Source organism: Marinobacter sp. VGCF2001 (genome assembly GCF_049943275.1).
In the GTDB taxonomy this organism is placed as follows: Bacteria; Pseudomonadota; Gammaproteobacteria; order Pseudomonadales; family Oleiphilaceae; genus Marinobacter.
This window is the reverse complement of record NZ_JBNFVX010000002.1, coordinates 248056-260309: the sequence shown is the minus strand read 5'-3', so window position 1 is coordinate 260309 and position 12254 is coordinate 248056. Positions and strand designations below refer to the sequence as shown.

Below are 12254 nucleotides of genomic sequence, written 5' to 3'. Positions count from 1 at the left end.
GGGCCTCCCGGTTATTTCACTTCCGGCGGTGTTGAAAAGGTGTGATAAGGCGCCGGCGACGGAACGGTCCACTCCAGCCCTTCGGCACCATCCCAGGGTTTGGCGGCTGCTTTCTCGCCGCCCCGCACGCACTTCACCACGATGAACAGGAACAACAGCTGGGTGGCGCCAAACATAAACGCCCCGATGCTGGAGACCATGTTGAAGTCGGTAAACTGCAGGGCGTAATCCGGTATCCGCCGGGGCATCCCCGCCAGCCCGAGAAAGTGCATGGGGAAAAACGCCAGGTTCATGCCGATAAACGACAACCAGAAGTGAGTCTTGGCCAGGGTTTCGTCATACATATGGCCGGTCCATTTCGGCAGCCAAAAGTAGGCGGAAGCGAAGATCCCGAAGATGGCGCCCGGCACCAGCACATAGTGGAAATGAGCCACCACGAAGTAGGTATCGTGGTACTGGAAGTCTGCCGGGGCGATGGCCAGCATCAGCCCGGAAAACCCGCCAATAGTAAACAGAATGATAAAGGCCACGGCGAACAGCATGGGTGCCTCAAAACTCAGGGAGCCCCGGAACATGGTGGTCACCCAGTTGAACACCTTCACTCCGGTGGGAACAGCAATCAGCAGGGTGGCGTACATGAAGAACAGCTGCCCCGCCAACGGGATGCCGACGGTAAACATATGATGCGCCCACACCAGGAAGGAGAGCAGGGCAATGGCGCCCACCGCATACACCATCGAGGCATAACCGAACAACGGCTTGCGGGAGAACGCCGGCACGATATGGGAGATAGCCCCGAACGCCGGCAGGATCATGATGTACACCTCCGGATGCCCGAAAAACCAGAACACGTGCTGGAACAGCACCGGGTCACCGCCACCGGAGGCATCAAAGAAACTGGTACCGAAGTTGATATCCATCAGCATCATGGTCACCACACCCGCCAGCACCGGCATCACGGCAATCAGCAAAAACGCGGTGATCAGCCAGGTCCAGACAAACAGGGGCATTTTCATCAGGGTCATGCCCGGCGCACGCATATTCAGAATGGTGGCAATCACGTTGATGGCACCCATGATCGAGGAAACGCCCATGATGTGAATGGCAAAAATAAAGAACGTGGTACTGGGCGGACCGTAGGTGGTAGAAAGCGGAGCGTAGAAGGTCCAGCCAAAGTTGGGCGCGCCGCCTTGCATGAACAGGGTGGAAACCAGAATCAGGAAGGCGCAGGGCAGCAGCCAGAAGCTCCAGTTGTTCATTCTCGGCAGTGCCATATCCGGCGCACCGATCATTAACGGCAACATCCAGTTAGCCAGGCCCACGAAGGCCGGCATCACCGCCCCGAACACCATGATCAGCCCATGCATGGTGGTCATCTGATTGAAGAATTCCGGCTGGACAATCTGCAGGCCGGGCTGGAACAGTTCCGCCCGGATCACCATCGCCATGCTGCCGCCGAGCAGGAACATGGCAAAGCTGAAGATCAGGTACATAGACCCGATGTCTTTGTGGTTGGTGGTCAGTAACCAGCGGCTGATGCCTCTGGCCGGGCCGTGGTGATGTTCCTGGCTGTGGGTATCTGCAACCGCACTCATGAAAACCCCCGTTACCGCCTTTTGTCGTGGCTGGTGATTGTTATTATCCGGTGCCGACTACTCTTGGTTCTTGTAATCGAAAATTTCCTTGGGTGTCACCATCTCGCCGGTGTTATTGCCCCAGGCATTCCGTTCATAGGTAATCACGGCCGCGAGGTCCACCTCACTCAACTGGCCACCAAACGCCTGCATGGCCGTACCAGAGACACCGTTAACCACAATGTCGATGTGCGCCGCCATATCCTCCAGAGCAACCTGGCTACCCTTGAGTGCCGGGAAAGCTGGCGGCATTCCGCTGCCATCTGCCTGGTGACAGGCCGCACAGGCGCTGGTATAGGCTTTCTCGCCACGAACCATCAGTTCTTCCAGAGTCCAGTCCTTCTGGGTTAACTGCCGCTCCTGCTCCGCAGCCTGGCGTTGCTCCGCTACCCAGGCGTTGTATTCCGCCTCTGGCACCGCCTCGACCACTACCGGCATAAAGCCATGATCCTTGCCGCACAGTTCGGTACACTGGCCGCGATACGTGCCGGGCTCGTCCACCCGGGTCCAGGTTTCGTTGATAAAGCCGGGGATCGCGTCTTTTTTCACGCCGAATTCCGGCACCCACCAGGAGTGAATCACATCATTGGCGGTCAGCAGAAAACGCACTTTTTTGCCGACCGGTATCACCAGCGGGTTGTCCACCTCCAGCAGGTAATTCTCGCCCTTGGCCTGACGGTTCTCGATTTGCGCCCGGGGCGTCGACAGGCTGGAGAAATAACCGAAGTCCTCGTTGATATATTCATACTGCCACCGCCACTGGTACCCGGTAATTTTAATGTCTACCTCGGACTCTGTGGTGTCGTACATCTCGATCAGTGTTGCGGTGGCGGGGATCGCCATGGCCACAAGGATGGCAAAGGGAATGATGGTCCAGAGTACCTCGACCACGGTGTTCTCGTGGAAGTTGGCGGGCTTGGCACCCCGGGATTTGCGATGGGCGAAGATCGACCAGAACATAACCCCGAATACCACCACACCAATGGCGACGCAAATCCAGAGAATGGTCATGTGAAGGCTGAAAATCTGGTTACTGGTGCCGGTTACCCCGGGCGACAGGTTCATGGTCCAGTCGGCCATGACCACAGCCGGTGACAACAGACCAGCGGCTAGGGCTAATGCCCGCTTGGAATGCACGCGCATACTGTGTCTCCACAGAGTGTTATTATTGTCGGATTTTGCGTCATCCCTCTGTCATTTCCGATGGCACTCGCAACCACTGAAAAACGCCAGAGTGAAAGCCTGCTTACGGATACATCAAATTTGAGTATAGACACGGATCAAAAAAAGACTAAAAAATCCTTAAATCCAAATAAGATAAGCCAAACGTTTTGATAAGCGTAAAGAATATGTGGAGAAATCCCGGCCTCATTGACCGGCGCCTATGGGCCCTGGCCTGGCCGCTGATGCTGACCAATCTCACCGTCCCCCTGCTGGGGCTGGTGGATACCGCCGTGCTGGGGCATCTGAGCAGCCCGGAATACCTCGGCGCGGTCGCCGTGGGCGCCAACCTGTTCAGCATTCTTTACTGGACCTTCGGTTTCATGCGCATGGGCACCACGGGGCTGGCGGCCCAGGCCTGGGGCAAGCGCGACGCCTTTGCCCAGGTCGCCTTGCTGCTGCGCTCCATTCTGTTGGCCATCGGCATCGGGCTGTTGCTGATTCTGTTTCACCAGCCGTTGATCCGGATTGGCCTGCAGCTGATGAATCCCAGCCCCGAGGTAGCCACTCTGGCGGCCGAATACGCGGCCATCCGGATCTGGAGCGCACCGGCGGTGCTGTGCCAGTACACCCTCGTCGGATGGTTGATTGGCACTCAGTTTCCCCGCGGCCCGATGGTCATGCTGATTATCGCCAACGGCATCAACATCGTGCTGGATGTCTTCTTTGTCACGGTGCTCGGCTGGAACAGCCGCGGTGTCGCCATGGCCACGGTGATGGCGGAATACGGTGCCGCGCTGATCGGGTTTGCCATTGTGCTCCGGCGGATGCCCGCCGGCCAGCGGCTGACCCGGGCGTTATTCGGCCAGCTGGCGGATTATCTGACCATCCTGCGAGTCAACCGCTACATCATGGTTCGCACCATCGCCCTGCTGCTGGTGCTGGCATTCTTTACCGCACAGGGGGCCCAGCAGGGTGATGTCATTCTCGCCGCCAATGCGGTTCTGATCACCTTTCTGCTGGTGATTTCCAACGCGCTGGACGGTTTTGCCAACGCCGCCGAGGCGCTGGTGGGCGAGGCCGTCGGCCAGCACAGTGAACGCCGGTTCCGGCTGGTATTTCGCAGCGCCCTGCGCTGGTCCGTCTGGGGCGCACTGCTGCTGACCATGGTGTTCGTGCTCGGAGGGAGGGGGTTGATCGGCTTGCTGACCGGGCTGGAAGAGGTGCGCACCACCGCCTGGCAGTACCTGCCCTGGCTCTGGCTGCTGCCATTTGCCTCGGTCTGGGGCTTTCTCCTGGACGGGGTTTTCATCGGCGCCACCCGCACCCGCGAAATGCAGAATACCATGCTGTTCTCTGCGCTCGGCGTGTTTTTGCCGGTGTGGTGGCTAACCACCGGCTGGGGCAATCACGGCCTCTGGTTCGCATTGATCATGCTGATGTTGGCGCGGGCAGCCAGCATGGGCTGGCTGTGCTGGCGTTACACCCGCCAGGGCCGGTGGTTCGAGCGCTCCTGAAGGCTCACGCCATAGGCGTGGCGGTTAAATTTTCGGGCTCGGACAACAAGGCGGCAAATCTTGGCTACACTACTCAGAAATGGCAGGCATGTCGCGGTAGCCAGCCCCTGCTTTCCTGCCGCCGGTTACTCCGTGACAGAACGGGAGGCGCCTTGCGACCTCAATTTGCTCAGACTTTGGCATCCCCTGAAATGACACCACAGGCCGTCCTTGAGATCATTGATCAGGCAAGGCGCCAGGAAGCACGCTCCGGCGCCTTTTTACGCCAGATGAAAGAGAAAGCCGCCCGGCTACCCGGGTCTGTGGTGGTTGATGGCTATCAGCCCGCCACCTCGTTGTTCCAGTTCGCGGTAGAATACATCGAGATGGCACCGAGACTGATCGAATGTGTCGATGCCTGCGCGCGCGAAGCGGGCACCACCGAGCTGTTCCAGCCGTTTATTGACGCTGCCATCCGTTACTTCACACAGCCCTCGGTGCTGTTGGTCCAGTACGATGGCCTGGATGGGTTGCTGATACGCGCCTACCTCTGCCACCGGCTGATGGAGGAAATGCACGACAACAACCGCTCCATCCGGGCCAGCGAGCTGATTGACCTGGAAGCCACCCGTGCCAATCTGCTGGTGCATGAGCTGATTGGTGAACCTTTCGCCAACGAACTGGACGATGCCATCACCGTGACCGTACTGCAGATTGCCGGCACGCCGGATTATTACAACCTGGACCTGGACCCGTTTGTCGAGCAGGTGAATAATCGGGCCTGGGACTGGATGCGGCACTACTGGGAAAATCTTCTGGAACGCAACCATATCCACTTCTGTATTGGCCCCGCTGCTCACTGAGAACCCGATAATCCGATGAATTTCCGTTGTCTGATACTGATATGCCTGCTGTTCCCTGTTGGCCAGGCCATGGCCCGCGAGCTTGCGCTTACCGTTACCTCGGCCGAAGGACCGGTCAGCGACGCAGTCGTTTTTCTCGATCAGGGGCCCGACATCCAGCCTGTCAGCGCCGAAATGGGCCAGAAAAACCGCCAGTTCGAGCCGCAATTGCTGATCATACCGGCAGGTTCCACCGTCGACTTCCCGAACCATGATCGTACCGAGCATCATGTCTATTCATTTTCGCCGGCCAAGACCTTTGAGCTCGAACTCTACAGTGGCCAACCGGAAGCCCCGGTTTCCTTTCCCACACCCGGGATTGTCGAACTGGGCTGCAACATTCACGATCATATGCAGGCTTTTATCCTGGTCATGTCGAACGCCGCCTATGGCGTCACGGACAAGCATGGGCGAATCACCCTCAACGTGCCCGGCACGGAGGGGGCCGGCGTCGACATTAACCTGTGGCACTCGAGGCTGCCCGACAACATCCGGGCTTTGCAATTAAATGTTCAGCCACCTTCTGCCACTGTCCGCCTGGATCTGGTACCCGAGCCCGAACCTCAGTCACCACTGGACCAGCTTCAACTCCGATTCCGGGATCTATGATGTTCAGGAAAACTGCCACCATGGGTTTCCGGGAGCAGCTGGTTGCGGCCATGACCGCACTGGTGGTGGTCGTCAGCCTCGTCATCGGCGTGCTGTTCACCCTCTATGCATTTGAAGAAGAGCAGAACCGCGCGTTTGTGCAACTGGATATCGGCGAGCGACTGACCCGCGAAGTGCTGGAGCGCCGAACCACCCTGGAACTCTCGCGCCTGCTCGTGCTGACACAGGATTTCGGCTTCCGCTCCGCCATTGCCAGCGCCAATCCGGCCACCCTGGCCAGCACCCTGGAAAATCATATCGGCCGGGTTGGTGCCGCCTTCGGGGTCATTCTGGATCAACAGAAACAGCCGCTGGCCTCGACCCTCGATCAGCCGCTCGGGGTCCCCTCCGCTCCGCTGTTTCGACAAGCCCATGAGCGCGGCTACGCCCGATGGCTGGTTACGGTCTCCGGTCAGGGTTACGAACTGATTCTCTTGCCGGTTGAGGCCCCGGGCCTCCGGGCGTGGATGATCGCGGCCTTCGCGCTGAATGACGCACTGGCAAACACCATTGCCCGGCTCTCAGATACCGGCGTGATGTTCCGGTCGCCGGAGCCGGGGGTTTCGGATTACCGCATTTTTGCTACCAGCGCCGGGGGCGAAGCCGCCAAGGGCACCTTGTCGGGCGCCGCAGGCGCCAACCGTTTCCTGAACGATCCTCAATTTTTTACCCGGGTGATTCCACTGGATACTGCCGAGGCTGAGGGCATACAGGCCATCCTGCTGGTCAGCCGGGCCGAGAGTATGGCGCGGTTCCAGACACGGGCCACCCAGATTGTCCTGCTTCTGGCGGGCATTCTGGTGTTCGCCATTGTCATCGCCCTTTATATAGCCCGCTCCCTCGGGCGCCCGGTGCGACAACTGGCAGACTATGCCCGATCCGTCGGAGACGGCAACGGTGCCGCCACAGCACCGCCGGAGGTCGCCGGCAGTCGGGAGCTGGCGCAGCTTAGCAAGGCCTTCAGAGATATGATTACCCGGCTGCAACAGCGAGAAGAGCAAATCCGCTTTGCCGCCACTCACGACGAGCTGACCGAACTGGCCAATCGCAATGCACTGCTGGAGTTTTGTCAGCAGGTGTTTGCCACCGGCTCTCGCTGCAGCGTTATCGGCATTCGCCTGGATGAGCTGTCCGAAATCAATGACAGTCTTGGCCTGGAACTGGGCGATACGGTTTTGCTGGGCATGGCGGAGCGCCTGAAATCACTGGTGCCGGAGGCCCGGATACTCGCCCGCACGGGGGATGAAGAGTTTCTGTTGATATTGCCGGACAGGACAACAGAGGAATTGGACGCCCGGGCCCGCGATCTGGCGGAACAGGTACGCGCGCCGCTGCCGGTAGACAACACCCCGTTCTCACTGAAAATTTCGGTGATTACCCTCGCTTTGCCCCGGGATGCCACCAACCGGAACCAGTTCCGGCGCCGCCTGAATCTGACGTTCGAAAAAGCCCGGGCCGAACCCGACGCGGTTATCCGTTATCAGCCCGGTGAAGACGAAAACCACCTTCGGCAGCTGAAACTGATCGCCGACCTGCACACGGCCATCGTGAACGATATGCTGGTCATGCACTATCAACCCAAACTGGACTTCAGAACGGGCAAACTGGTACAAGTTGAAGCTCTGGTGCGCTGGATTCATCCGGAGCTTGGTTTTGTCTCACCCGAGGAGTTTATTTTCCTGGCCGAGCGCTCCGGCCAGATTCAGACCCTCACCGCCCATATCCTGCAGCTCGTGGCCCGGGACGCCTGGCACTGGCAAAGGCAAGGCCTTGAATTCGGTGTGGCCATCAATCTCTCGGCCATGGATCTTGCCTGGAAGGGCCTGACCGACCATGTCCGTCAATGTTTCAGCGACCTTCCGCTGGGCCTGGGAAGTGTCGCACTGGAAGTGACCGAGAGCGCCGTCATGGATGATCCTGCGGCGGCATTGCGCACGCTGGACAAGCTCCGGGGCCTGGGTGTGAGCCTCTCCGTCGACGATTTCGGGACCGGCTATTCATCGTTGTCCCAGTTAAAGCAGTTGCCAGTCCAGGAGCTGAAAATCGACAAATCGTTCGTGCTGCAGCTCACCAACCAACCCCAGGATCAGCTGATTGTGCGCTCAACCATCGATATGGCGCATGGCCTGGGTCTGCAGGTGGTGGCTGAGGGCATCGAGGATCTCGACACCTGGAAGCTGCTGCAGCAGTGGCACTGCGACCTTGGCCAGGGCTTTGGCCTGGGTCGCCCGGTGCCGGCGGAGCAACTGCCCGACACCGCCCGGACACTGGCGGAACGTTTACCCGAACTCGCGCCTCCAACCTAAGGAATGCGGACCATGATGAAGTTTCTGCTGTGCTTGCTCATCATCCTCCCGGCCAGCGCGCTGGCCAGCGACCCCGGCAGTCGTCTGTGGGCAACCGGCGGTGTCACCACCATTGAGGGCAGTGCCGGTGGCGGCCTGGTTCCCTGGGCGTTGCTCAGCGGCTATGCCAGTGACCAGGAGTGGGGTGGCACCGTCAATCTCAGCCAGGCGCGGGTTGATGACTACACGCTGGATGTGCAAGCCGCCAGCGTTAACTGGCAGAATCGGGTGGAGGTCTCTGTGGCCCGCCAGACCCTCGACCTGGATACACTCGGCTTCATTCTCGAGGACGGTTTCGGCCTGACCGAAGACGAGCTGAAACAGACAATCCTCGGGCTGAAGGTGCGGCTGTTGGGTGATGCGCTCTATCGCCCCTGGGGCCAGTGGTCACTGGGGTTACAGTATAAACGGCAACAGGATTTTGTGGTGCCGGAGACCATCGGGGCCCGGGACGACGAAGGTATCGATGTGTATCTGAGCGCCAGCAAACTGCTGTTTGCCAGGGCGCTGGGCCACAATCTGCTGATCAACGGGACATTACGTGCCACCCGGGCCAATCAGGGCGGCCTGCTCGGTTTTGGCGGCGACCGCAACAACGGCTACGAGTTGATGGCCGAGGTGGCGGCCGGCGTGTTTCTGAACCGGCAATGGCTGGTAGGCGCCGAGTACCGGCGAATGCCTGACAACCTGGCCTTTGCCGAACAGCAGGACTGGTGGGACCTGTACGCCGCCTGGATACCCGACCGACGGCTGACCGTCACCGCCGCCTGGGTGCACCTGGGCGATGTGGCGACGCTCAGCAACCAGGACGGGATTTACCTGGCCATCGAGGGGAGCTTCTGATCATGATACATGGGCGCCACTTACCACCAATACGGCTTGCTGTCGTTCTGGCTATCTTTCTGGCCGGGTGCCAGTCACCTTCAACAGCACCATCCGGAGATCTTTACCAGCAGCTGGGCGAACGCACGGGAATCGCCCGGATCGTTGAGGACCTGCTGTTCCTGATTGTTGAGGATGACCGGATCAATCTTGCCTTCAAGGGCATCGACGTCCACCAGTTTCACCAGCACCTGACCGATCAGTTGTGCCAGCTCAGCGGCGGCCCCTGCACCTACACCGGGCGGGATATGCGCGAGCTGCACGCCGATATGAAGGTCACCGACACCCAGTTCAATGCCCTGGCCGAGAACCTGGTTCTTGCCATGGAACAGAACCGGGTTCCGACACGCGCGCAAAATCGTCTGTTAGCCCGAGTCGTGCCACTTTATCCCGCCATCCGCGACCTTTGAGGCAGCGCTAGAACAGGTTAAGCTTGCGCCCCAATTCGCCCGAGGCCTCGCGCCTTGTCTTGTGCACACATTGAAAAGGAGTCGGAACCTTGGTCGACAACGCAGATCTGGGCAAACTCATCCTCAGGATCACCCTCGGTGGGCTGCTGCTTTTTCACGGTATCTCCAAGCTGCTTAACGGGGTCGGCTTCATCGTGGGGCAACTGGCCAGCCACGGCCTGCCCACGGTGCTGGCCTACGGCGTCTATATCGGTGAGATTATCGCACCGTTAATGGTGCTGCTCGGCTATCAGACGCGGATCGGCGCCCTGATCATCGTCTTCAACATGATTCTGGCTATCGCGCTGGTACACAGCCACCAACTGCTGTCGCTCAGTGGCAACGGCGGCTGGGCGCTGGAACTGCAGGGCTTTTTCCTGTTCACCGCGCTGGCCGTGTTCTTCATGGGCCCGGGCAAGTACAAACTCAAGAACTGAGCTCACCGGTGGCGGGAGCCACGGCTTTCGGGTGCCACACCGCCACCTGGTTACGCCCCCCGGCCTTGGCCGCGTAGAGAGCCTCGTCCGCCCGGCGAATCAGTTCCTGGCTAGCACCCTGTTGGTCCGGCGTCAGTGTTGCCACGCCCAGGCTGATGGTCAGGCAGACCGGTGCCCTGGTCTCACCCGTGTCGACCGGTGTCTGCGCCACCATCTGACGCAGCGTTTCAGCAACCTGCCGGGCCCCGGCCAGATCGGTGGCGGGCAATAGCACCGCGAACTCTTCGCCGCCGTAGCGGGCCACCAGATCCCCGGAACGCCGAACTTCATTCACCAAAAGCTCAGCCAGCGCCACCAGGCAATCGTCGCCGACCAGGTGGCCAAAGTGATCGTTTACCCGCTTGAAATGGTCGATATCCAGCATGATCAGGCTCAGCTCCTGATCATGGCGCAGCGCGCGATTCCATTCGACATCCAGCTTCTCATCGAATCGACGTCGATTGGCGACATGGGTCAGGCCATCGGTCAGGCTGATGGCCCGTAATCGCTCGTTCGCCTGTTCCAGGGCCTCAGTGCGTTCACGAACCCGGGTTTCCAGTGTCAGATTGGCCTGGCGCTGAATGTCCAGTGCGTGCTCCTGGGCCTGCTGGCGACGCCAGCGCTCCCGGTTGATCCGGTACGCCAGGGCGAAAGACAGCAGGATCACCTCCAGAGCGACGCCGGCCTGGGGGGCAAGCTCGGTAAAACCGCTGCGCGGGATCCACCCCAGCTTGCTGACCGCCAGTACCGTGTGCCCCAATAGCAGCGGCGTCCAGGCAAGCACGTAAAATCCGCCAAAGACCTGCCCCTTCCGCCAGACATCCAGACCAATCAGCCAGGCCAGCGGAGTCACAAACGCCGCCAGGGTACTGATCCAGATAATGCCAATCTGATAGGACCCGGTGAAGCCGTAAACCAGCCCCGCCGCGTTCAACACCAATACCACCTGCAACAACCGGTAGCCCCAGCGCGAATGCACCTTGACTGCCAGGAACTTCATGGTGAACACCACCGCCGCAATCAACGCCAGGCTGACAATGGGCACGGTAAAATAGCGGTTAATCTCCGGCAGATCCGGCCAGAGCCACTGGAACAGCAAGCCGTTGAAATTGAGCTGCACCGCACCCGAACACACGACCGCCAGCACATACCAGAGGTACGTCTGGTGACGAACAATCAGGAACAGAAACAGGTTGTACAGGGCCAACGCAACGATGATGCCCAGGAACATGGTTTGCCAACCGTAGGAGAGCTGCTCGTTGGCAAGAAAACTCGCCGAAGGCGTTACCTCCACCGGAACCTGCACCGACCCCTGGGTATGTATGCGCAGCCAGGCCGTGGCCGGTTCTGAATGGGAGGGCACCAGAAACACAAAATTACGGTGCACGATCGGACGGCTGGTAAAAGGAAAGGTGTCTCCGGTCTGGTGAGACTCAATGATCCGGCCGTTCTGCTCCCAGAACACCGAGACCTCGTCCAGCAACGGGTAACCTACTTCCAGAACCCGGTTAGCGGGATTCGGGGGTATGGTCACTTTCAGCCAGAAGGTATCGTTGCTGAAGCCCCGGTTCAGTGCCCGCCCGGCGGGTATGGCTTGCCAGGATTCAGGGCCAAGCGTTTGCACGGCATCGAGACTCAGGTCAGGGTCCGCCACGGCCGTCCACTGGAAGGCGACAGGCTCAGCCCACGAAGAGAAGCTTGCCAGGCACAGCAAGGTTGCGAGAAAAATGCCTGTTACCGAAGAATAGCGCCCGTTCATGCTCGTCTGTCTTTTCCGGCCGGAAGTCCCTGAACTACACTGTGGTGTCCCTGGGCAGTCTCATTGATAGGACGCACCATCGTGGCTCACCGATAGTGTAGACGGATATCGCCCTCCCGTCTGGCACAATTAAGGGGTACGACCCCGTTACAACCAAAGAGGAAGCTATGCCCGAACGCAAACAAACCGTTCAACCCGGCCGTTACCGGCATTACAAAGGCCAGGATTATGAGGTTATCGGTGTGGCCCGCCACAGCGAAACCGAAGAGCCTCTGGTCGTGTACCGCTGCCTGTATGGCGACCACAGTCTGTGGGTCCGGCCTTTGACCATGTTTCAGGAAAGCGTCAGCGTTGCCGGCGAACAGGTACCCCGTTTTACCCGGGTCGGTGGCGAGTGACGGTTACACAACCGCTTTGACTGGCGCGGCCATTTCCTGCACATTAGCGCACTTTTCGAGCTGCCGACCCCTCCCCGGGCGCCGGTAAAATCTCAATCCCTACC

11 protein-coding genes are annotated in these 12254 nt (G+C 59.7%); 8 read left to right on the top strand and 3 right to left on the bottom strand.

Annotated elements, in window-relative coordinates:
* Nucleotides 1-11 precede the first annotated feature (11 nt).
* Both ctaD and coxB read right to left on the bottom strand, forming a co-directional pair.
* Nucleotides 12-1595 (bottom strand): cytochrome c oxidase subunit I, encoded by a 1584-nt coding sequence (gene ctaD / locus ACP2AU_RS04325; protein ID WP_426374795.1) that lies wholly within the window; start codon nt 1593-1595, stop codon nt 12-14.
* 57 nt (nt 1596-1652) lie between these two features.
* Entirely contained in the window at nt 1653-2777 is a 1125-nt protein-coding gene (gene coxB, locus ACP2AU_RS04320) for a cytochrome c oxidase subunit II (RefSeq protein WP_426374794.1), read from the bottom strand.
* Between the two features lie 206 nt (nt 2778-2983).
* On the opposite strand from coxB, the gene ACP2AU_RS04315 reads away from it, so the two are divergent.
* The 7 genes from ACP2AU_RS04315 to ACP2AU_RS04285 all read left to right on the top strand — a co-directional run bounded on the left by ACP2AU_RS04315 (nt 2984) and on the right by ACP2AU_RS04285 (nt 9954).
* Nucleotides 2984-4312: an MATE family efflux transporter gene (locus tag ACP2AU_RS04315; protein ID WP_426374792.1), complete on the top strand. Its 1329-nt coding sequence runs from the start codon at nt 2984-2986 to the stop codon at nt 4310-4312.
* A gap of 191 nt (nt 4313-4503) precedes the next feature.
* Entirely contained in the window at nt 4504-5154 is a 651-nt protein-coding gene (locus tag ACP2AU_RS04310) for a hypothetical protein (RefSeq protein WP_426374790.1), read from the top strand.
* A gap of 15 nt (nt 5155-5169) precedes the next feature.
* Nucleotides 5170-5802 (top strand): methylamine utilization protein, encoded by a 633-nt coding sequence (locus ACP2AU_RS04305; RefSeq protein WP_426374788.1) that lies wholly within the window; start codon nt 5170-5172, stop codon nt 5800-5802.
* A complete protein-coding gene (locus ACP2AU_RS04300) occupies nt 5802-8147 on the top strand; it encodes an EAL domain-containing protein (protein ID WP_426374786.1) in 2346 nt (781 codons plus the stop codon). Before ACP2AU_RS04305 ends, ACP2AU_RS04300 begins: the two co-directional genes overlap by 1 nt.
* Before the next feature lie 12 nt (nt 8148-8159).
* Entirely contained in the window at nt 8160-9029 is an 870-nt protein-coding gene (locus ACP2AU_RS04295; protein ID WP_426374784.1) for a DUF3034 family protein, read from the top strand.
* Nucleotides 9030-9031: 2 nt separating this feature from the next.
* A complete protein-coding gene (locus ACP2AU_RS04290; RefSeq protein ID WP_426374782.1) occupies nt 9032-9478 on the top strand; it encodes a group I truncated hemoglobin in 447 nt (148 codons plus the stop codon).
* Nucleotides 9479-9567: 89 nt separating this feature from the next.
* Nucleotides 9568-9954, top strand: coding sequence for a DoxX family protein (locus ACP2AU_RS04285; RefSeq protein WP_426374780.1), 387 nt, complete (start codon nt 9568-9570; stop codon nt 9952-9954).
* Here ACP2AU_RS04285 and ACP2AU_RS04280 read toward each other — a convergent pair.
* Nucleotides 9944-11752: a sensor domain-containing diguanylate cyclase gene (locus tag ACP2AU_RS04280; RefSeq protein ID WP_426374778.1), complete on the bottom strand. Its 1809-nt coding sequence runs from the start codon at nt 11750-11752 to the stop codon at nt 9944-9946. The two genes, ACP2AU_RS04285 and ACP2AU_RS04280, sit on opposite strands and share 11 nt — an antisense overlap.
* A gap of 167 nt (nt 11753-11919) precedes the next feature.
* Here ACP2AU_RS04280 and ACP2AU_RS04275 point away from each other — a divergent pair, with 167 nt between their 5' ends.
* Nucleotides 11920-12150, top strand: coding sequence for a DUF1653 domain-containing protein (locus tag ACP2AU_RS04275; RefSeq protein WP_426374777.1), 231 nt, complete (start codon nt 11920-11922; stop codon nt 12148-12150).
* The last annotated feature ends 104 nt before the right edge of the window (nt 12151-12254 follow it).

Excerpts from the sequence above, each read along its gene's own strand:
- ctaD (WP_426374795.1), bottom strand. The coding sequence starts at position 1,595 with ATGAGTGCGGTTGCAGATACCCACAGCCAGGAACATCACCACGGCCCG.
- coxB (WP_426374794.1), bottom strand. The coding sequence starts at position 2,777 with ATGCGCGTGCATTCCAAGCGGGCATTAGCCCTAGCCGCTGGTCTGTTG.
- ACP2AU_RS04315 (WP_426374792.1), top strand. The coding sequence starts at position 2,984 with ATGTGGAGAAATCCCGGCCTCATTGACCGGCGCCTATGGGCCCTGGCC.
- ACP2AU_RS04310 (WP_426374790.1), top strand. The coding sequence starts at position 4,504 with ATGACACCACAGGCCGTCCTTGAGATCATTGATCAGGCAAGGCGCCAG.
- ACP2AU_RS04305 (WP_426374788.1), top strand. The coding sequence starts at position 5,170 with ATGAATTTCCGTTGTCTGATACTGATATGCCTGCTGTTCCCTGTTGGC.
- ACP2AU_RS04300 (WP_426374786.1), top strand. The coding sequence starts at position 5,802 with ATGTTCAGGAAAACTGCCACCATGGGTTTCCGGGAGCAGCTGGTTGCG.
- ACP2AU_RS04295 (WP_426374784.1), top strand. The coding sequence starts at position 8,160 with ATGATGAAGTTTCTGCTGTGCTTGCTCATCATCCTCCCGGCCAGCGCG.
- ACP2AU_RS04290 (WP_426374782.1), top strand. The coding sequence starts at position 9,032 with ATGATACATGGGCGCCACTTACCACCAATACGGCTTGCTGTCGTTCTG.
- ACP2AU_RS04280 (WP_426374778.1), bottom strand. The coding sequence starts at position 11,752 with ATGAACGGGCGCTATTCTTCGGTAACAGGCATTTTTCTCGCAACCTTG.
- ACP2AU_RS04275 (WP_426374777.1), top strand. The coding sequence starts at position 11,920 with ATGCCCGAACGCAAACAAACCGTTCAACCCGGCCGTTACCGGCATTAC.